At 34.8% G+C, this 20342-nt stretch carries 17 protein-coding genes; 9 read left to right on the plus strand and 8 right to left on the minus strand.

Translation table 11 applies throughout. From position 1 onward, the window contains the following. Positions 1–74: 74 nt before the first annotated feature. Positions 75–1559 carry a ketol-acid reductoisomerase gene (ilvC, locus tag ABID42_RS18520; protein ID WP_367284938.1) on the minus strand — a complete coding sequence of 495 codons (1485 nt, stop codon included), beginning with the start codon at positions 1557–1559 and terminating at the stop codon, positions 75–77. Positions 1560–1781: 222 nt separating this feature from the next. Here ilvC and ABID42_RS18525 point away from each other — a divergent pair, with 222 nt between their 5' ends. Both ABID42_RS18525 and ilvA read left to right on the plus strand, forming a co-directional pair. Continuing rightward, positions 1782–2666, plus strand: a complete 885-nt coding sequence (locus ABID42_RS18525; protein WP_367284939.1) for an AraC family transcriptional regulator — start codon at positions 1782–1784, stop codon at positions 2664–2666. Positions 2667–2737: 71 nt separating this feature from the next. Continuing rightward, a complete protein-coding gene (gene ilvA, locus ABID42_RS18530) occupies positions 2738–4015 on the plus strand; it encodes a threonine ammonia-lyase (protein ID WP_323256544.1) in 1278 nt (425 codons plus the stop codon). Between the two features lie 16 nt (positions 4016–4031). Here ilvA and ABID42_RS18535 read toward each other — a convergent pair whose 3' ends face one another. Beyond that, entirely contained in the window at positions 4032–4487 is a 456-nt protein-coding gene (locus ABID42_RS18535; RefSeq protein WP_323256546.1) for a hypothetical protein, read from the minus strand. Between the two features lie 182 nt (positions 4488–4669). After that, positions 4670–7342 carry an MGH1-like glycoside hydrolase domain-containing protein gene (locus ABID42_RS18540; protein WP_367284940.1) on the minus strand — a complete coding sequence of 891 codons (2673 nt, stop codon included), beginning with the start codon at positions 7340–7342 and terminating at the stop codon, positions 4670–4672. Between the two features lie 458 nt (positions 7343–7800). On the opposite strand from ABID42_RS18540, the gene ABID42_RS18545 reads away from it, so the two are divergent. From ABID42_RS18545 to rny, 7 genes are all read left to right on the plus strand, one after another. After that, positions 7801–9927 (plus strand): bifunctional aldolase/short-chain dehydrogenase, encoded by a 2127-nt coding sequence (locus tag ABID42_RS18545; RefSeq protein ID WP_323325473.1) that lies wholly within the window; start codon positions 7801–7803, stop codon positions 9925–9927. A gap of 134 nt (positions 9928–10061) precedes the next feature. After that, positions 10062–11336, plus strand: coding sequence for a sugar isomerase (locus ABID42_RS18550; protein ID WP_323256552.1), 1275 nt, complete (start codon positions 10062–10064; stop codon positions 11334–11336). A 6-nt stretch (positions 11337–11342) separates the two neighbouring features. Beyond that, positions 11343–12731, plus strand: coding sequence for an FGGY-family carbohydrate kinase (locus tag ABID42_RS18555; protein WP_367284941.1), 1389 nt, complete (start codon positions 11343–11345; stop codon positions 12729–12731). Between the two features lie 342 nt (positions 12732–13073). Further along, positions 13074–14591 (plus strand): lipopolysaccharide biosynthesis protein, encoded by a 1518-nt coding sequence (locus ABID42_RS18560; RefSeq protein ID WP_323256557.1) that lies wholly within the window; start codon positions 13074–13076, stop codon positions 14589–14591. A 148-nt stretch (positions 14592–14739) separates the two neighbouring features. Further along, positions 14740–15072: a hypothetical protein gene (locus ABID42_RS18565; protein ID WP_323256559.1), complete on the plus strand. Its 333-nt coding sequence runs from the start codon at positions 14740–14742 to the stop codon at positions 15070–15072. 84 nt (positions 15073–15156) lie between these two features. Then, the gene (locus ABID42_RS18570; protein WP_323256561.1) at positions 15157–15447 is read left to right on the plus strand and encodes a cell division protein ZapA; all 291 of its coding nucleotides are present in this window, start codon (positions 15157–15159) and stop codon (positions 15445–15447) included. Between the two features lie 354 nt (positions 15448–15801). Continuing rightward, a complete protein-coding gene (rny, locus tag ABID42_RS18575; protein ID WP_367284942.1) occupies positions 15802–17379 on the plus strand; it encodes a ribonuclease Y in 1578 nt (525 codons plus the stop codon). A gap of 58 nt (positions 17380–17437) precedes the next feature. Here rny and ABID42_RS18580 read toward each other — a convergent pair whose 3' ends face one another. The 5 genes from ABID42_RS18580 to ilvN all read right to left on the minus strand — a co-directional run bounded on the left by ABID42_RS18580 (position 17438) and on the right by ilvN (position 20304). After that, positions 17438–18016, minus strand: coding sequence for a YdeI/OmpD-associated family protein (locus ABID42_RS18580; protein ID WP_367284943.1), 579 nt, complete (start codon positions 18014–18016; stop codon positions 17438–17440). Between the two features lie 5 nt (positions 18017–18021). Continuing rightward, a complete protein-coding gene (locus ABID42_RS18585; protein WP_367284944.1) occupies positions 18022–18435 on the minus strand; it encodes a DUF1761 domain-containing protein in 414 nt (137 codons plus the stop codon). A 74-nt stretch (positions 18436–18509) separates the two neighbouring features. After that, positions 18510–19202, minus strand: coding sequence for a helix-turn-helix transcriptional regulator (locus tag ABID42_RS18590; RefSeq protein WP_367284945.1), 693 nt, complete (start codon positions 19200–19202; stop codon positions 18510–18512). 53 nt (positions 19203–19255) lie between these two features. After that, the gene (locus ABID42_RS18595) at positions 19256–19594 is read right to left on the minus strand and encodes a potassium transporter KefB (protein WP_367284946.1); all 339 of its coding nucleotides are present in this window, start codon (positions 19592–19594) and stop codon (positions 19256–19258) included. Between the two features lie 179 nt (positions 19595–19773). Next, complete coding sequence (gene ilvN, locus ABID42_RS18600) at positions 19774–20304, minus strand: acetolactate synthase small subunit (RefSeq protein WP_184134927.1); 531 nt, start codon at positions 20302–20304, stop codon at positions 19774–19776. Positions 20305–20342: the final 38 nt, after the last annotated feature.

Below are 20342 nucleotides of genomic sequence, written 5' to 3' on the forward strand. Positions count from 1 at the left end.
TGTTTCTTCTATAAAACAAAAAATCTCCTGAGTACGACTTAGGAGATTTTTTGCAAAAATGCTAAAAATGAAGATTAAGCAACAGTAGAAATCGCTTTCATATCTGTCATTGCTTGACGTAACTCAGCACCTACAAATTCAATATCGTGTGAACGAAGTGCTTCGTTTACTGCGATAATAGTTCTGTTGTCTACACCATTATCTTTACCAGCATTAAAGTTTGTACCGATAATGTCAGTTTCAACAGTTGTCATGAAATCAGCTAATAAAGGCTTACAAGCGTGGTCAAATAAATAACATCCGTATTCAGCAGTATCTGAAATTACAGAGTTCATTTCGAATAATTTTCTACGTGCAATCGTGTTTGCGATTAGTGGCGTTTCGTGTAATGATTCATAATAAGCAGATTCTTCTTTGATACCCGCTTCAACCATTGTTTCAAATGCCAATTCAACACCTGCACGAACCATTGCTACCATCAATAAACCGTTGTCGAAGTATTCTTGCTCTGCAATTTTAACGTCGCCTGCTGGAGTTTTTTCAAAAGCAGTTTCGCCAGTAGCAGCTCTCCAAGTCAACAAGTTTTTGTCATTGTTCGCCCAGTCAGCCATCATTGTTGAAGAGAATTCTCCGCTCATAATGTCGTCTTGGTGTTTTTGGAACAACGGACGCATAATGTCTTTCAATTCTTCAGAAATTTCAAATGCTTTGATTTTCGCAGGATTCGAAAGTCTGTCGAACATAGCCGTAATACCACCTTGTTTCAAAGCTTCAGTGATTACTTCCCATCCGTATTGAATTAATTTAGAAGCATAACCAGCATCGATTCCTTTTTCAACCATTTTGTCGAAACAAAGGATAGAACCCGTTTGTAACAAACCACAAAGGATTGTTTGTTCTCCCATTAAGTCAGATTTTACTTCTGCTACGAAAGATGATTTCAACACACCAGCACGGTGCCCACCAGTACCTACGCAATACGCTTTTGCATAAGCCCAACCTTTTCCTTCTGGGTCGTTTTCTGGGTGAACGGCAATCAAAGTAGGCACACCAAAACCACGAACGTATTCAGCACGTACTTCTGAACCCGGACATTTTGGAGCAACCATAATTACTGTAATATCTTTACGAATTTGCATTCCTTCTTCAACGATGTTGAAACCGTGTGAATAAGAAAGTGTAGCACCTTCTTTCATCAAAGGCATTACTGCGTTTACTACTGAAGTATGTTGTTTATCTGGCGTAAGGTTGATTACTAAATCAGCCGAAGGAATCAATTGCTCATAAGTTCCTACTGTGAAATTGTTTTCAGTAGCACTTTTCCAAGATTGTCTCTTTCCATCAATTGCTTCCTGACGTAAAGCATAAGAAACATCTAAACCTGAATCTCTCAAGTTCAAACCTTGGTTCAAACCTTGTGCTCCACAACCTACTACTACGATTTTCTTTCCGATTAATGCACTTACTCCGTCAGTGAATTCAGTGTTATCCATGAATTCGCAAACACCTAACTGATTTAATTTTTCTCTTAAAGAAAGAGTATTGAAATAATTTGCCATTTTTTGAATGTTTTTGATTTTGAAGAACGCTGTCGATACTTAAAATTCACGACATTGCTGAAATATGCACAAAGTTGATAAAAATCATTAATTAATGAATGGTAAATTCGTGTTTTATTTAGGTACTTTTTATGGCTAATTTATATTTACTCAAATACTTTTTATTTTAAACAGATGATTTTAAAACTTTTACAGAAAAAAGCAATTGTGTAATTTTATCAAATGAAACAGCTTGACATTCCCGTTTATAGCATTGATAGGTTTAATAATAAATCTGAAAAAACGATTCAATTTCAGATTGAGCACTATGATATCAATCGAAATTTTAAAGTAACATATCCACATCGTCACGATGATTTTTATGAAATACTCTTTCTTACACAAGGAGAAGGCATTCATACGATTGATTTTCAGAATTATACCATTAAGCCTAATACGATTTTCTTTCTTTCACCCGGACAAATTCATGAATTAAATCTTTCTGAAGATGTAAAAGGCTATATTTTTCTGTTTACTTCTTCTTTTTATCATTTTAATAAAACTGACCCTTATAAACTTTTTGAACTTCCGTTTTTCTATAATTTGAATCAAGAAACGCCACCAATTTATTTGGAAAATGAAAGTGAAAAACAAGTCATTACCGAGCTTTTCAAAAATGCTATTTACGAAAATCAGCAAAACCTGACTGATTCAGAAGAAGCCATTCGGGCTTTGTTGGATTTAATTCTGATTCAGTGTAAGCGAATTTATCCACTCAGTAATTATGACGATAAAACCAGTAAAGGTAAAATCATGGTGAAGCGTTTCAAACAATTGATAGAAGAAAAAAGTCAGGAAAATTTATCGGTGAAAGACTATGCCAGTTTACTTTCCATCACACCTAATTACCTCAGCGAAACCGTAAAAAGTGTAACAGGAAGAACTTCAACAGATTTAATTAATGATAGAATGATTATGGAAATAAAGCGTTTTTTAACCCATACCGATTTAGGAATCTCAGAAATTGCTTATCAATTAAACTTTTCAGACCAATCGTATTTTTCGAAGTATTTTAAAAAATTGACGAATCAATCGCCCTTAGAATTCAGAAATTTACTTTCAAAATAAGGAAGGGTATTTATTCCTTACAAACTATCTTATATTTGTAAAATAAAAATCAAAGGCTTTATTTCATCAACATGGCTAATAAAACAGATCAAAAACAAGATGCTATTTTTCCCACGCTCGAAAGTATTTATGAAGCGGCTGAGCGCCTTCGTGGTGTAGCAGTTCATACTCCACTTACCGAAAACATTGTTCTTTCCGAACGCTATGATGCTAATATTTTTTTAAAAAGAGAAGATTTACAAATTGTTCGCTCTTATAAAATCAGAGGTGCATACAATAAAATGGCTAGGCTTTCTGCGGAAGAATTGGCAAAAGGAGTAGTCTGTGCTTCTGCGGGAAATCATGCGCAAGGCATGGCTTACGCTTGCCATAAAATGAAAGTAAAAGGCACGATTTTTATGCCTACGACTACGCCAAATCAGAAAATCAAACAAGTAAAAATGTTTGGGAAAGATGATATTGAAGTAATGCTAGTTGGCGATACTTATGATGATGCGTCAAATGCTGCCAAGCAATATTGCGAAGAACACAATGCTACTTACGTTCATCCTTTTGATGATATGGATGTGATTACTGGTCAGGCGACTGTCGGGCTTGAAATCTTTAAAGATTCGGATGTTAAGATAGATTATATCATTTTGGCGATTGGTGGAGGTGGAGTTTCGGCTGGTGTTTCTACGGTTTTCAAACAACTTTCTCCACATACCAAAATCATCGGTGTTGAACCTGCTGGTGCGGCTTCAATGAAAGCAAGTCTTGAAATCGGTCATGTAATTGAATTGGAAAGCATTGACAAATTTGTAGATGGAGCAGCCGTTAAGCGTGTTGGCGAAAAGACTTTCAATATTTGTAAAGAAACGCTGGATAATATTATTGTTGTTCCAGAAGGCAAAGTATGTACAACTATTTTAGAATTGTATAACGAATCTGCCATTGTAGCCGAACCAGCGGGAGCTTTAACCATTGCCGCTTTGGATTTTATGAAAGAGGAAATCAAAGGTAAAAATGTGGTTTGTTTGGTTTCTGGTGGAAATAATGACATTACTCGTACCGAAGAAATAAAGGAACGTTCACTCCTTTATGAAGGCTTAAAACATTACTTTATTATTCGTTTCCCACAAAGAGCAGGCGCATTGAAGAATTTTTTAAATAATGTATTGGGAGAAGAAGATGACATTACTTTATTTGAGTACCAGAAAAAAACAAACCGAGAATCTGGTCCTGTATTGTTAGGCATCGAACTGAAACACAAAGAGGATTATGAACCCATGTTAGAACGAATGATTGAACAAAATATAGTCTATCAAAAATTGAACGAACAACCTGATTTATTTTCGGTGTTGGTGTAAAGAATTAGGATTTGTCTTAGCTGGGTAAAAACTCGTTTGAAATATTTCGAGATTTTGCCCAGTAAGAAGCCATCATTTCTTCTGAACCCCCAAGATTATACCAAAAATGTTCAACAGTATCGGGAGATTGGTAAGCAAAGAAAAAATGCCATTGAAATAGATATTTGGCTTGGGGTTTATCAATTTCAAAAGTATCTGCATACAAAGTAACTTCCTCAATAATAGCCAAATATTTATACTTCAACTTTGGGTCATAGCTTCTAATGTCCTCTATTATTTGCGGGTCTTTCTTTTCTGCAAGATTAAGTAAATTGAATAAATCAAGCATTTTCTCATCTCCCAGAAATGATTTCCACAAAGAAGATAAATTTTGTAATCGCTTAAACTTTTGTTGTTTTTGGTACTGGTACAAAGCAAAAATACCTCCAAAAATTACCATTAAAGGCTGAATAATATCTTTTAAAATGTTCATTATTTCGTGTTTTTTGCTTGCTAAGGTATTATTTTTTCACACAATAGTCAAGAATTTGTGATTCATTAAATCAAAAATTAAGGCTATGTTTAGTGTACTCCTGAGAAGTATCAAAAACATAGCCTTAATATACTAACGCAAATTATGGAAATTGAAGCTTTATAATGCTGAGTCAAAAACTTTTAAATTTTCGCTTCTTTAAAGCTATTTTTCTCTGCTTTAGAAACACTCAATATCAACTCTGCTACAAGACCAGTCCAACCCGTTTGGTGTGCAGCTCCTAGCCCTTTCCCAGTATCACCATCAAAATATTCATTGAAAAGAATCAAATCTTTGAAGTGAGGGTCGCTTTGCATTTTTTCGTATTTCTCATACATTGGACGTCTTCCTTCACTGTTTTCAGTAAATAGATTTATCAAACGCTCAGAAATACTTATCGCTGCTTCTTTGATACTCACCATATTACCCGAATTGGTAGGATATTCTACCTCATAATCGTTTCCATAATATTCTTGGAATTTCATCAGCGAATCAATCAATAAGAAATTCATTGGGAACCAAATTGGTCCACGCCAGTTTGAGTTTCCACCAAACATACTTCCAGTTGATTCGGCAGGTGTATAATCCACTCTGAGTACATCGCCATTTACTCTGAACTGATAAGGATGTTCTAAATGATATTTTGAAAGTGAACGAATACCAAAATCAGAAAGGAATTCTGTTTCGTCAAACATTCTTTTCATAATCATTTTCATACGGTGACCTCTCAGAATTGCGAGTAATCTACTTTCTCCTTTACCTGATTCATACCAACGGGAAATCAAACTTGCTAAGTCGGGTCTATTCGCTAAAACCCATTCTACTCTGCGACGGAAATCTGGTAACTTTTCAAGCATTTCAGGATTCAAGACTTCTACTGCAAAAAGAGGAATTAAACCAACCATCGACCTGATTTTCAACAACATACTATTATTGTTCGGTAAATGAAGCATATCGTAATAGAATTGATCTTCTTCATCCCAAAGACTTATTTCATCTCCTCCAAGCGATTGCATCGCTCCTGCAATATGCAAAAAGTGTTCGAAGAATTTTGAAGCCATGTCTTGATAAACAGGACGTTCCAAGGCAATTTCTACGGCAATTCGTAACATATTCAAGCTGTACATTGCCATCCAACCAGTACCGTCAGCTTGTTCTAAACGTCCGCCAGTTGGTAAAGTAGCCGAACGGTCGAATACTCCGATATTATCCATGCCAAGGAAACCTCCACCAAAAATATTATTACCTCCTTCATCTTTTAGGTTTACCCACCAAGTAAAGTTTAGTAATAATTTATGAAAGATTTTTTCAAGGAAGGCAATATCGCCTTTGCCATTCATTTCTTTGTCAATTTCATAAACCTTCCAAGTTGCCCAAGCATGTACAGGCGGATTCACATCCGAAAACGACCATTCATAAGCAGGAATTTGTCCGTTCGGGTGCATATAATACTCACGGAGTACTACAGCTAATTGACGTTTCGCAAAATCTGGATCAACCCTAGCCAATGGTAAAGTATGGAAGGCTAAATCCCAAGCTGCGAACCACGGATATTCCCATTTATCGGGCATCGATAATATATTGGCTGAATACATGTGTCGCCAACCTGCATTTCTTCCATACTTTCTATATTCCGAAGGCTTTGGCATAGCAGGGTCACCTTTTATCCATTCGTTGATATTATAATAATACCATTGCTTCGTCCAAAGCATACCTGCGTAAGCTTGTCGCTGGATTTTTAACAATTCTGGATTTTCTACACCTTGCTGTACTTCTTCATAAAACTGATTTCCTTCACGAATACGTTTATCCATTGTATCTTCAAAACCACCAAATGGTTCAAGAATAGAATGGTCAACCAAACGAAGTCTAACCGTATAACTATCACCACCTTTAATGGTTTTAGTGTATCTAGCCGCCGCCTTTGTACCAATGTTATTCGGATTTATAGCGGTTTTCTTATCATCAACAATATAATCATTGATACCATCCTTACAATAAGGCGAAGCATTTCCTACTTTATAAAGACGTTCAAAATTGGTTTCGTTTTCACAGAAAAGTAATTCCTGAGCATTTTCGCAGTACAGTTTGTAATGACCAATATTTTTATTGTCAATATCGATGGCTTTCTTCGCCACACCAGTCATCATTGGTTTGTACTTGTAGTTTTCGTAGCCCCAGCTCCAAGTATTTCTAAACCAAACAGTTGGTAAAATAGTAAGTGGCGCAGCCTTTTTACTTCTATTATGAGCCGTTATTTTGATAAGAATATCTTGTTCGTCTGCTTTAGAATATTCTATAAAAATATCGAAGTACTCATTGTTATCAAAAACACCTGTATCAAGGATTTCATATTCAGGCTCTAAACGAGAACGCTTTCTACTTTCGGAAACCAATTGATCATAAGGATATGAATTAATTGGATACTTATAGAGCATTTTCATGTAGGAGTGTGTCGGCGTAGAGTCAAGGTAATAATATAATTCCTTTACATCTTCTCCGTGATTAGACTCGCTACCAGTTAAGCCAAAAAGACGTTCTTTTAAAATATGGTCGTTATGATTCCAAAAAGCCAAAGCAAAACAAATATGAGATTTGTTGTCTGAAATACCAGCAATTCCTTCTTCGCCCCAACGATAAGCAATTGAACGTGCCATATCATGTGTCACTGAATTCCAAGCATCCTGATTGGCTGAGTAATCTTCTCTAACTGTACCCCATTGCCGCTCTGAGAGATAAGGACCCCACTTTTTCCACCCCTTATTATCTTTGCGAGTATTCAATCGCAGCTTCTCCGCACTTATACTTTTACTCATACCTTTTTATATAAATGGTTATCAATAAGTTTCTAATAAAAATTTACTATTTTATTTATAATTTTAATATGTAAAATACCAAAAGATGCAAAGTATTGCAATATTCTATTCACTTAATGCACTTGTATGCAATAATACCTCCAAATTTAAAAAAAACACCCAAACCTTTATCATAATAGCCTTGCTAAATAGCTTAAAATGCAACTTTTAGAGTAATTATACTTAATAAATGCTATTGTTCCATCATTAAAAGGTTAAAATTTCTATTATTTATTTTGCGCTTTACCTTCAATAAAGCCTAAAAATAGCCCAAAAAGTTGCTATTATTAAATCTTGTAAGACCCAACAATGGATTGCTTCATTTATAGCGCATTTTTCCGCATGATAGTACAGGACGGTTTAAGATACGGAGAATTCTAGTTTTGCTAAACATTAATTATTATATTTTTTATAAAAAAATGGCAACCAAGACATTCAAATACGTAAGCTATCTTTGGGACGAAGCCAAAGCTGCTGAACTAGCAGGCGACGAAGTAGCTTTATTCATTTATCGCTCAAACCTCTTAGGAGCGGATCTCCGTTTAACAAATTATGGCGGTGGAAACACTTCTGTTAAAATCGTAGATAAAGACCCATTAACGGGAAATCAAACTGATGTGATGTGGATTAAAGGCTCTGGTGGTGACATCGGTACTTTGAAAAAATCAGGTTGCGCAGCTTTATATGTTGACAGACTTCGTGCTTTAGAAAACGTGTATCGTGGCATCGAATTCGAAGATGAAATGGTAGAATTATTCAACCACTGTATCTTCGATTTAGCTTCTAAAGCTCCTTCTATTGATACTCCTCTTCACGGGTTTTTACCTTTTGCTCATATCGACCACTTGCACCCAGATGCAGCCATTGCCATCGCAGCAGCAAAAGACGGTAAGCAAATCACTGAAGAATTATTTAACGGTGAAATCGGCTGGGTAGGCTGGCAACGTCCAGGTTTCGACTTGGGTCTTCAATTGCGTGAATGTTTGGAAGAAGCAGCTTCTCGTGGTATCAAATTAAAAGGTATCATGTTGGGTTCACATGGTTTGTTTACTTGGGGCGATACTTCTTTCGATTCTTATATCAATACTTTAGAAGTAATCGAAAAATGTGCTGAATACTTAGAAGCAAACTATGGTAAAAAAGCACCAGTTTTCGGTGGACAAAAAATTGAAAGTCTTCCAGAAGCTGATCGTAAGAAACAAGCAGCTTCTATTGCTCCTATCTTACGTGGTTTCTGTTCTTCATATCGTAATATGATTGGACATTTCACGGATGATGCTCGTGTATTAGAATTTACAAATTCAAACGACTTAGCAAAATTAGCACCACTTGGTACTTCTTGTCCTGATCACTTCTTACGTACTAAAATCTCTCCTTTAGTTCTTGAATTAGAACCAAACGAAGATTTGACAGACGTAGCCGCTATCAAAGCAAAATTAGAACCTGCTTTTGAAGCTTACCGTGCGATGTACACAGAGTACTATAATACTTGCAAAAGAGACAATTCACCAGCCATGCGTGACCCTAACCCAGTGGTAATTCTTTACCCAGGCGTAGGAATGTTTACTTTCTCGAAAGATAAAACAACAGCACGTTTAGCTTCAGAATACTATGTAAATGCTGTGAACGTAATGAAAGGTGCAGAAGCTGTTTCTGAATATACTTCATTGCCACGTCAAGAAGCATTTGATATTGAATATTGGTTGTTGGAAGAAGCGAAATTGCAACGTATGCCAAAACCAAAAGCTCTTTCTGGTAGAATCGCTTTAATCACTGGTTCAGCTGGTGGTATTGGTAAGGCAATCGCTAAGAAATTTGCAGAAGAAGGTGCTTGCGTAGTAATCAACGACATCAACCAAGAACGTTTAGACGGCGCAAAGGCTGAGTTTGTTAGCAAATTCGGTAAAGATGCCGTTTCTTCTACTTTATTAAATGTTACAGATGCGGCTTCAATCGCTTTAGCTTTTGATGACGCCGCTTTAGCTTTTGGTGGTGTTGACATCGTAGTAAACAACGCTGGTATTAGTATTTCAAAATCTATCGCTGAACATTCAATTGAAGAGTGGGATAGATTATATGACATTTTAGTAAAAGGTCAATTCTTGGTTTCACAAGTAGGTGTGGCGATGATGCGTAAACAAAATTTAGGTGGCGACATCGTAAATATTGTTTCTAAAAATGCTGTAGTTGCTGGGCCAAACAACCCTGGTTACGGTTCTGCTAAAGCTGCTCAAGCACATTTAACTCGTTTGATGGCGGCAGAATTAGGCGGAGACAAAATCAGAGTAAACACAGTAAATCCAGATGCTGTAATTTCAGATTCAAATATCTGGGCAGGCGGATGGGCTGAAGGTCGTGCGAAAGCCTACGGAATCACAGTAGCTGAATTACCAGCTTACTATGCAAAACGTACTTTATTGAACGAAATCATTCTTCCAGACGATATTGCTAATGCTTGTTTTGCTTTTGTAGGTGGTTTATTAAGTAAATCAACTGGAAATGCCTTGAACGTAGATGGCGGTGTGGCAATGGGCTTCTATCGTTAATTGAATTATGAGTTAGTAATTTAGATATGAGTTAGTAATTATGAATTATGTGAATGAAAAAGGAAACTTGAAACATCTCATAATTAATAATTCATAACTCATATTTAAAATTCATCTTTTTTCCTTTCTCTCCAATGCAACTCGAAAAATATAAAATCCAATCACATAACGAAGATGTACTTGCGGGACATCAACGTAAATTAGCATACACACTTTCAGAAGTTGAAAATGCTGAGAATATCATTCAAAAATTAGTTGATTTCCAAATTGCGATTCCTTCTTGGGCTTTAGGCACTGGTGGTACCCGTTTTGGTCGTTTTTCAGGCGGCGGAGAACCAAGAAGTTTGGAAGAAAAAATTGAAGATGTAGGTTTACTTCATTCATTAAACCAAGCAAGTGGTGCTATTTCTTTACACATTCCTTGGGACATACCACAAAACGCACAAGCAATCAAAGTATTGGCGGCACAACATGGTTTGAAATTCGATGCAGTAAACTCAAATACTTTCCAAGACCAAGCTAATCAAGAGTACTCTTATAAATTCGGTTCACTTCAAAACGTTAATAAAGCCATTCGTAAACAAGCGATTGACCATAACATTGAAGTAATCAAACAAGGAATTGAATTGGGTTCTGAATCTTTAACGGTTTGGTTATCTGATGGTTCTTGTTTTCCAGGTCAATTAAATTTCCGTAAAGCTTACCAAAATACTTTGGAAAGTTTAGAAGAAATCTACGCAGCTTTACCAGATAACTGGAAATTGTTCTTAGAATATAAATGTGCTGAACCTAATTTCTATTCTACAACTGTGGGTGATTGGGGACAGTCGTATTCATACGTTAAAAAATTAGGTGATAAAGCCTTTACTTTGGTTGATTTAGGTCACCATTTGCCAAATGCTAACATCGAACAAATCGTTTCATTGTTATTAATGGAAGGCAAATTGGGTGGTTTCCACTTCAATGATTCTAAATATGGTGATGATGATTTAACGGCTGGTGCTTTGAAGCCATACCAATTGTTCTTAATCTTCAACGAATTAGTAGAAGGAATGGATGCAAGAGGAATGAATCACGCTACAGATTTAGGTTGGATGATTGATGCTTCACACAACGTGAAAGATCCTTTAGAAGATTTATTACAATCTGTTGAAGCTATCATGACTGCTTATGCTCAGGCATTATCGGTTGATAAAAAAGCTTTAGAAATTGCTCAAGAAGAAAATGATGTAGTGCGTTGTCAGGAAATTTTGCAAGATGCTTTCCGTACTGACGTTCGTGCATTGGTAGCAGAGGCTCGTCTTCGTGCTGGTGGTGCATTGAATCCAATTGCATTGTATCGTAACTTGAAAATTAGAGAAAATTTGATTCAAGAAAGAGGCTTGAAAGCCGTTTCTACTGGGCTTTAATGTTGTATGGCAAATAAAACTTCTGTCATTGCGATTTTTGACATTGGCAAAACCAATAAAAAACTGTTTCTCTTTGACGAACAGTATAAAATTGTTTTAGAAAAATCAACCCAATTCGACGAAACCAAAGACGAAGATGGTGATAATTGTGAAGATTTAGACCTCCTCAACTCATGGGTAACCAAAACGTTTGAGGAGGTACTAAGCCTTCCTGATTTTGCTATAAAAGCATTAAACTTTTCAACTTACGGAGCAAGCTTTGTTCATCTTAATGCTGATGGCGAAGCCATTGCACCTTTGTATAATTATTTAAAAACGTATCCAGAAAATCTAAAAAAGCAGTTTTACGATACTTATGATGGCGAACAGAAATTCTCACAAATTTCGGCTTCACCAGTATTAGGGAATTTGAATTCTGGAATGGTTTTGTATCGTCTGAAATACGAAAAGCCTGAATTATACGCTAAAATCAAGTATTCGCTTCATTTGCCACAGTACTTGAATTTCTTGTTTACAGGAAATTATTATTCAGATATTACAAGTATTGGTTGCCACACAAACCTTTGGGACTTCACTAAAAATACTTATCATAGATGGGTACATGAAGAAGGAGTTGACGAGAAATTAGCACCAATTTTCCCTTCTAACCAAGTTCAACAGCAAAGTATTGGCGAACATGAATTACAAGTAGGCGTAGGTTTACACGATAGTTCGGCAGCTTTGATTCCTTACTTGGCGAGTTTTACAGAACCTTTTATTTTACTTTCAACGGGTACTTGGTGTATAAGTTTGAATCCTTTCAATCATATTCCACTCAGTGCTGAAGAATTGCAATACGATTGTTTGTCGTACATGCACTATGAAGGTAAACCCGTAAAAGCTTCAAGATTGTTTGCAGGATATGAACACGAACAACAAACCAAACGTTTGGCTTCGCATTTCAATTTGGCAAATGATTATTACAAAACAGTAAAATGTAACGACGAACTTTTACAAGCATTAAGGGAAAGTCAATTGCATGGTGATGACGACCATTTGCGAGAAGCAAAACGTCCGCCATTGCAAGAATCACTTTTTGGAAGTAGAGATTTAACAGTTTTTAGTAATTACGAAGAAGCTTATCACCAATTAATTATCGACATCGTTGCTCAACAATTAATTGCTACCGAATTAGTATTGAATAATTCGCCTGTGAAAAAACTCTTTGTAGATGGTGGTTTTGGAAAGAATGAAATCTTTATGAAACTTCTGGCTATGGCATTTCCAACGTTGGAAGTTTATGCAGCATCGGTAGCTCAAGCCACTTCGTTAGGAGCAGCACTTTCAATTCATAAGTATTGGACAGCAAAAGCTTTACCTGAAAACTTAATTGAATTAAAACATTATCAGCTTTAATTTAAGCTTAGTAATTAAGCCACATATAGAAATTCTTCAAGAAGCGAGCATCTAAAAATGCTCGTTTTTTATTTTACGGCACAAAAAAAAGTGATTAAACGTATTTGGGGCGTTTAATCACTCAGCTCTGTTAAAAGCACAATTCAACCACGAATTGATTATTATGCCACAAAATTAGTATAAATACTCATACTACAATAAGTATTTGTACTTATTTTTAAAAATAATTTTGATTCATCATTTCACCCTTAAATTGTAATAACACATAAGTACTTGTAAATTGCATTCGCATTGAATTCAAACAAAAGCTAAATGATTGTTTGACACACAATTATAATTAACATGAGTGTTTTAAAAAAACTAGCGAGCGAAACAGCATCGTATGGCATAAGTACTATTTTGGGGAGATCACTAAATTTTCTATTGGTGATTGTTCATACAGCGGCTTTTTTGCCAAAAGAGCTTAACGTAAATGTAAAGCTTTATGCCTACGTAGCCATTGCTAATATTATTTATACTTATGGCATGGAAACAGCTTTTTTCCGTTTTGCAGCAGACGATAAAGCCAAGTATTACAATATCATTCAATCTGCCATTATTGTTAGTAGTTGTATTTTCTCAGGAATACTCATTGTTTTTTCAACGCCCATTATTACAGCTTTAGGTTTTCCTGGCAAAGAAATTTTCTTAATTTGGATTTCATTAATTGTAGCGATTGATGCCATTACTGCCATCCCCTTTGCACGTTTGAGATTAGAAAAACAAACCAAAAAATTTGTCAAAGCCAAAATTTTCAACATTCTGGTAAACGTTTTACTAAACGTTATTTTCTTATTAGGATTCAAAAAAATTGCAGAAGGAGATTATTTACTTTTCTTACAACCATTAGCTCAGAAACTGTATTTACCAAGTGTTGGTGCTGGTTATATTTTCTTAGCAAACCTACTTGCCAATGCTTGTTTCTTTTACTTTTTAAGAGCTGAATTCAAAGACTTCAAATTTCAGTTTGATAAAGCCGTTTTAAAAAACTTATTGATATACGCTTACCCAATCATGGTGATGGGCTTGGCAAGTACATTCAATTTAATGTTTGATAGAATTTTATTAGAAAGATTACTTCCCGAAGGTTTTTATCCCAATCGTACTTCTCAAGAAGCCCTTGGCATTTATGGCAACGTTTATAAACTTTCCATTTTTATGGCTTTGGCTACTCAGGCTTTTCGTTATGCGGCTGAACCATTTTTCTTGGCAAAAGCAGAAGACAAAAATTCACCAGAAACTTTGGCTGATGTTACAAAATGGTTTTTAATTACTTGTGTATTTATTTGGCTTGGAGTATGCTTAAATCTTGATATTTTAAAAGTATTGTTTTTACGAAAACCAATCTATTGGGAAGGCATGAAAGTAGTACCCATTTTACTTTTGGCTAATCTTTTCTTAGGTATTTATTATAATATTTCTGTTTGGTTCAAACTGAATAAAAAAACCTATTTTGGTACTAGAATCACTTTTGCGGGTTTAGCCATTACTATTCTTTTCAACTTTATTCTCATACCCAAAATGGGTTATATGGGCTGTGCTGTCGCTTTTTTGATTTCATGCTTTTCGATGACAGCCCTGTGTTATTACTTCGGTCAAAAGTATTATCCAGTACCTTATAAAATTTTCTCTGGCTTTGGTTATATCATTTCTGCGGGCGTGTTAATTTATTGTACCATGCAAATTCATATCGAAAATCTATGGATTTCTATCCCCTACCATTTCTTATTATTGAGTTTATACACGGCAAGTGTTGTTTTGATTGAGCGAAAGACAATTATTCCACTGAAAGTCAGAGATAAGTATGCTTTTTTAAGATAAAAACATAAACTTTTCGAGTAAATTATAGAACTTTGTATTTATATAGGATTAAAGCCAATATAAATTTTAGGCTTTTCAATAATGTATCGTTTTTTATTTAGATTTTTAATATCTAAAGAGTTTACAGGAAAAATCACAAACAGACGGCATGATAACTGACAATCAAATTCGGAATCAATTTGAGGCCTTAGAAGTAAAACTAAGGAATGTCGTCTTGAGATATAAAGAACTGAAGAATAAACTTGAACAAGCCAATAAAGAAAACGAATCGCTGAAAAATACCTTGGCGGAAACATTAAAGGAAAACCAAGAATTAAATAAAAAATTAAACCAAAGAATAAAAAACTTTAAAAAATCAGATAAAATCAGTAAGATTGCAGTAAACAATCTAAATAGTACAGGCAATAATGCCGAATTGAAAGAAAAACTTGACCAATATATCTTAGAAATAGACAAGTGTATTAGTCAACTTAGTAAATAACAAAGTTTCAAAAATCAATCGTTTAATAGTTCATAGTCTCATTAACTAAATAACTGAAAACTTTTAATTTAAAACTTGAATATAATGGCCGAGAAAGTCCCTTGTAATATAGTCGTTGCCCATGAACCCTTCAACCTATCTGTAGGTAGAGAAGAAGAGGAATTCGTTCGCAAGGCTGCTAAGTTGATTAATGAAAAAATGGATTCTTATCGAGAAACGAAAAAGGTTGAATCTCACCAACGTCTGTTAGCAATTGTTGCTTTAGATTTTGTAATGAGTAACCTTAAATTTGGTGCCAAACACAGTGATCTTCAAAAATCAGTGATGGGGAAGGTTTCTGAATTGGACAAATTATTAAGTTCTGTTACAGAATGAATTAATATATTTCTTTATTATTTGTTTAAACGTTTTTGTATAAAATTGAGCGAATTAAATCATCCTTTATAAAATTAATACAAGTAACTGAATTCCATAAATTAAACCTTATACATTCTAACGACATGATTTTGACTGGATTCGTTTCCAAAAACAACGCCATACAAATTTCTAGTTTACTTGTTTGATTTATTTTTGAAATAACATTCTCAATTTTAAATAAGATAATACCAACGTTTATTTTTCTTTTCACATTCAAGGCATCTGTCTGTTTTAGTTCCTTTTTTTCACTCAATAGTTGGTCGGATTGCATCACAAAATGCACGAAAACTATTAACTAAAACGATATAAATAATGCTAACTCCCATCATTGCCGCAGTTGCTTCGCTGATAGCGGGAATATTTGTCGGTAAATTTGCTTTTGCAAAGAATACCCAGAGAATTGAAGAAGAAGCAACTTCCAAAGCTGCAGATATTGTCAAAAATGCTGAATTACAAGCAGAAAACATCAAGAAAGATAGAATACTCGAAGCCAAAGAAAAGTTTCTAAAACTTCGTTCAGAATTTGAAGATGATTCAAATAAGAAAAAGCAGATTTTGGTTCAAAATGAGCAAAAATTAAAGGAGCGTGAGCGTAATATTCAGATTTCTATGGAACAAACCAAGAAATTAGAATCTGACTTAAATTCACAAAAACAATCGTTGACTTCTAAAGAAGAAAATCTTAGAAAGAAAACTGAAGAGGCTGATAGAAAAAGAATACAAGCTGAAGAAATGTTGGCTTCGCAAGTAACGCAATTAGAGAAAATTGCAAGCTTAACGGCAGAAGAAGCTCGTCAACAATTGATTGATGCTTTGCGTGCTGAGGCTGAAACGAAGGCTTCGTCTATCATCAAAAATACAATTGAAGAAGCTAAATTAACCGCAACGAAAGAAGCAAAAAAAGTAGTTATTGAAACCATTCAAAGAACGGCTGCTGAAAATGCAATTGAAAACTGTGTATCTGTTTTCAACATTGAATCAGACGATGTGAAAGGTAAAATCATTGGTCGTGAAGGTAGAAATATTCGTGCTTTAGAAGCCGCAACTGGTGTAGAATTTATCGTTGATGATACGCCAGAAGCGATTATTATTTCTGGTTTCGACCCAGTTCGTCGTGAAATTGCTCGTTTGTCATTACACCGTTTAGTACAAGATGGCCGTATTCACCCAGCTCGTATTGAAGAAGTAGTAGCAAAAACGAAGAAAAATATTGATGAAGAAATCATCGAAATTGGAGAACGTACTGTGATTGACTTAGGTATTCACGGTTTACATCCAGAGTTAATTAAAATGGTTGGTAGAATGCGTTTCCGTTCATCTTATGGACAAAATCTTTTACAACACTCTCGTGAAGTAGCAAAACTTTGTGCTACTATGGCTGCTGAACTAGGTTTAAATGCGAAGTTGGCTAAACGTGCTGGTTTATTACACGATATTGGTAAAGTTTGGCATGAAGAAGCTGAATTGCCTCACGCTATTTTAGGGATGCAATTGGCTGAAAAGTATAAGGAAAATGTAGAAGTTTGCAATGCGATTGGTGCTCACCATGATGAAATTGAAATGACTTCTATGATTTCGCCAATCATTCAGGTTTGTGATGCAATTTCGGGTTCTCGTCCGGGAGCTAGACGTGAGATGATGGAATCTTACATGCGTCGTTTAAAAGAATTAGAAGAATTAGCAGTAAGTTTCAGCGGTGTTCAGAAATGCTATGCTATTCAAGCTGGTAGAGAATTAAGAGTATTGGTAGATTCTGAAAATGTATCTGATGAAAAAGCAAGTATGCTATCTTATGATATTTCTCAAAAAATAGAAAAAGAAATGCAGTATCCAGGGCAAATCAAAGTAACGGTTATTCGTGAAATGAGAGCTGTAAATTATGCAAAGTAATTTAAAAATTAGTTTCAAAAGTGGGATTCAAAATTAGTTTTTGAATCCCACTTTTTTATTAAAACTGTTTTGGTTTCAGTTTTTGACTTGCCAATTCAGCAATTTCAGCAATTCTTCTTTGTCGAGTTTCCGCTTGTTTAGCAAGGACTAACCATTGTAAAATAGCTTTTCTGACAGACTTACTTAAACTTAAAAAGAAGTCCTTTGAACCTGCTTTAGTGTTGAATTCATTTTCTAAATCTACAGGAATGATTAATTCTTCTACTTCATCTAAAATTGACCAAGAACCATTTTGCTTCGCCTTTTCAATACTCTCAAAACCTGCTTCTGTCATCAATCCTTCATCAATTAAGCATTGAATCTTTCCTTTATTTATCTTCGACCAAACACTATTCGGTTTTCGTTTACTGAAAAACTGCATAAATGTATCATTCCCAAGCGATTTCTTAATACTATCTATCCAGCCAAAACAAAGTGCTTCGTCAACAGCATCATTATAACTTACTGTTGGAATATTAGCCTGTATTTTATGATAAACAAGCCAAATTGATTGTTTTGAACGATGATTTTCTGCTAACCACTCTCGCCAATTTTCTCGACTAGTTGGGCTAAAAGTTTCAATTGCTGTTGTCTGCATTTTCACTATTTCATTGAAACGATGATAAAACTTACAATCAAAATACCTACTAAATGATATGCTCCACTTATCATTCCATAAAGAATTGGTCGAGGAATATTTGGATTAATAGCAATGTTAATCGTATTGGCAACCAAATAACCAATGCCAATAAGTAAGGCGAATTCAAAGGCTGAAGCCAAAGACTGAACTTTTAAGGCTTCAATCAAAATAGCACTTGCCAGAGTAATCACCAATGAACAAATTGCTGGGCCGACGATAAAAATAGTTTTGTTGGGCAAGATTTCCTTATCCCGCCCCAATGAAACTTTGTAGGATTTATTGAAAAACAAAGTGAACCATAAAGCTCCCAATAAAAAATAAATGATAAATGCGAGTAAAACACTCATCCAATTTAAGTTTGTAAGTTGACTAATCATGATATTATTTTTTAGATTATGTCACAAAACTATATTGGAGAAATGACAGCCCTATGTCAGGGGTGTAAAATAAATTAATAGAATTTATCAAAATATTCTTGTAAGGTCATTTTATGAGGAGTAAATTTTTCGGTAAGGATTTCCAATTTTTTAATCCTATCCAAACGGAAATATCGAAATTCATTTCTTAAACGGCACCACGCTACCAATAACCAATTTTCTTGTGTACTCAGTAGCGCAAATGGCTCAATCAATCTCTCAGTTGTACTATCAGCTTCGTTAGTGTATGCTATTTTGGTTAGATAAAAATTCGTTAGTGCAAACTGTAAATCAGATAAATTATTACTGTTTCTTTCACCGTTAACATTCTGGCTGAATCTAGTTCGTTCAGCAAGTAAGTTTGCGTTGTCTTTCAGATTATGTTTTAAAACCGCTTTAATTTTGTCGATAGCTTCTGTGTAATCTTTAATAAATGAAGCATCCTTATTTTTCATCACTAACTGTTCTGCAAGAATCAACGCATTAGCTTGATTTTCTGTAAACATAATAGGCGGGATACTATAATGCTCCATCATTGAATAACCTTTTCCCTCTTCTGTAACAATAGGAATTCCGGCCTGTTCCAAAGCTCTAATATCTCTATAAATTGTGCGAACACTTACTGAAAATTTGGCAGCCAATTGTGGAGCAGTCGAGATACGCTTTGTTTGCAATTGAGTTAAAATTGCATTCAGTCGTGAAAGACGTTTAGTATCACTATCATTCATTTTTTAGATTTTAAGAGTAGCAATTTCGTTAACACAAATTGAAATAGCTAAGACTAATTCCACAAAGTTCCGTCTAAGCCTAAAACAATACCTAGCCAAAGTGAAATAACGAATGAAATAATGCTGAAAGCAAAAGCCAATACTTTTTTCAAAGTACCTTGAGAACCTACAAAGTCGATTGAATAAAAAGACAAACTCCCAAATGCAGTAGCAATAGGAACAATTATTAAAGGTCTAAGCATCCAAAATTTTCCCCATTCAGGATTAGGTTCTCCAGTTCCAGAAAGGAATAATGAGATAACGATTAATCCTACTCCTCCACCAATTAACATCCTTGTAATAAGCGATTTTCGATTAATTTCTTGTATTGTAAAATTGTTTCTCTGTGTCATAACGAATTGATTTAAAATTTCAAATACAATAAAGTACTTTGAAATACAAAGTAAAATTAAATAATAATCTTATACAAGAAAAGTTTTCAATCTTTATTAAAAAAAAGAGAACACAAAAAAAGAGATTACCTTGATTGAAGGTAATCTCTTTTTGACAAAACGAGTTGTTTACGAATACTCTACACAATTTCCCATTCATGCTCTGGTAAATATTCTACCAAGCCTTTTTCGGTTTTACCTACGGCTACTCTTCCAGATTTTAGGTATTCTAAAATCTCCCAATTTTTCATGTATTGGTAAAATTCTGCGATTTCAGTTTCTGTACCGTTTTTTTCAATCACTACGTAGTCAAGTCCCCAGTGAACTACTTTCGCATTCCAATCGAGATTGATTTCTTTGATGTTTAAAGGTGAACCTCCAAGCGGTGTAGCCAATTTGAAAAGGGCGATTTCGTTGAAAACAATTTCGTGGTCTAAGTAACCAAAAACTGCAAGTACGTCAACTACTTTACGAATTTGACGAACCAATTTTTCAACAGCCTCACGACTTTCGTGACGAATTACAATCGTAAATCTTGAAACACCTTTGCGTTCAGTTTCGCAAACATTCAAGGATTCAATATTCAACCTTCTCCTTGTAAAAATAATGGTAATTCGATTTAACAAACCAATGGTATTGGTCGTGAAAACGGATAATGTGTATGTTGTCATTTTTAACTTCTAAATTTAGATTTTAGCTAACAGAATAA

The sequence above is a fragment of the Arcicella rosea genome (genome assembly GCF_040543805.1).
Lineage (GTDB): Bacteria > Bacteroidota > Bacteroidia > Cytophagales > Spirosomataceae > Arcicella > Arcicella rosea.

Excerpts from the sequence above, each read along its gene's own strand:
- ilvA (WP_323256544.1), top strand. The coding sequence starts at position 2,738 with ATGGCTAATAAAACAGATCAAAAACAAGATGCTATTTTTCCCACGCTC.
- ABID42_RS18565 (WP_323256559.1), top strand. The coding sequence starts at position 14,740 with ATGATAACTGACAATCAAATTCGGAATCAATTTGAGGCCTTAGAAGTA.
- ABID42_RS18525 (WP_367284939.1), top strand. The coding sequence starts at position 1,782 with ATGAAACAGCTTGACATTCCCGTTTATAGCATTGATAGGTTTAATAAT.
- ABID42_RS18550 (WP_323256552.1), top strand. The coding sequence starts at position 10,062 with ATGCAACTCGAAAAATATAAAATCCAATCACATAACGAAGATGTACTT.
- ilvC (WP_367284938.1), bottom strand. The coding sequence starts at position 1,559 with ATGGCAAATTATTTCAATACTCTTTCTTTAAGAGAAAAATTAAATCAG.
- ABID42_RS18535 (WP_323256546.1), bottom strand. The coding sequence starts at position 4,487 with ATGAACATTTTAAAAGATATTATTCAGCCTTTAATGGTAATTTTTGGA.
- ABID42_RS18580 (WP_367284943.1), bottom strand. The coding sequence starts at position 18,016 with ATGCAGACAACAGCAATTGAAACTTTTAGCCCAACTAGTCGAGAAAAT.
- ABID42_RS18545 (WP_323325473.1), top strand. The coding sequence starts at position 7,801 with ATGGCAACCAAGACATTCAAATACGTAAGCTATCTTTGGGACGAAGCC.
- ABID42_RS18555 (WP_367284941.1), top strand. The coding sequence starts at position 11,343 with ATGGCAAATAAAACTTCTGTCATTGCGATTTTTGACATTGGCAAAACC.
- ilvN (WP_184134927.1), bottom strand. The coding sequence starts at position 20,304 with ATGACAACATACACATTATCCGTTTTCACGACCAATACCATTGGTTTG.
- ABID42_RS18540 (WP_367284940.1), bottom strand. The coding sequence starts at position 7,342 with ATGAGTAAAAGTATAAGTGCGGAGAAGCTGCGATTGAATACTCGCAAA.
- ABID42_RS18595 (WP_367284946.1), bottom strand. The coding sequence starts at position 19,594 with ATGACACAGAGAAACAATTTTACAATACAAGAAATTAATCGAAAATCG.
- ABID42_RS18560 (WP_323256557.1), top strand. The coding sequence starts at position 13,074 with ATGAGTGTTTTAAAAAAACTAGCGAGCGAAACAGCATCGTATGGCATA.
- ABID42_RS18570 (WP_323256561.1), top strand. The coding sequence starts at position 15,157 with ATGGCCGAGAAAGTCCCTTGTAATATAGTCGTTGCCCATGAACCCTTC.
- ABID42_RS18590 (WP_367284945.1), bottom strand. The coding sequence starts at position 19,202 with ATGAATGATAGTGATACTAAACGTCTTTCACGACTGAATGCAATTTTA.
- rny (WP_367284942.1), top strand. The coding sequence starts at position 15,802 with ATGCTAACTCCCATCATTGCCGCAGTTGCTTCGCTGATAGCGGGAATA.
- ABID42_RS18585 (WP_367284944.1), bottom strand. The coding sequence starts at position 18,435 with ATGATTAGTCAACTTACAAACTTAAATTGGATGAGTGTTTTACTCGCA.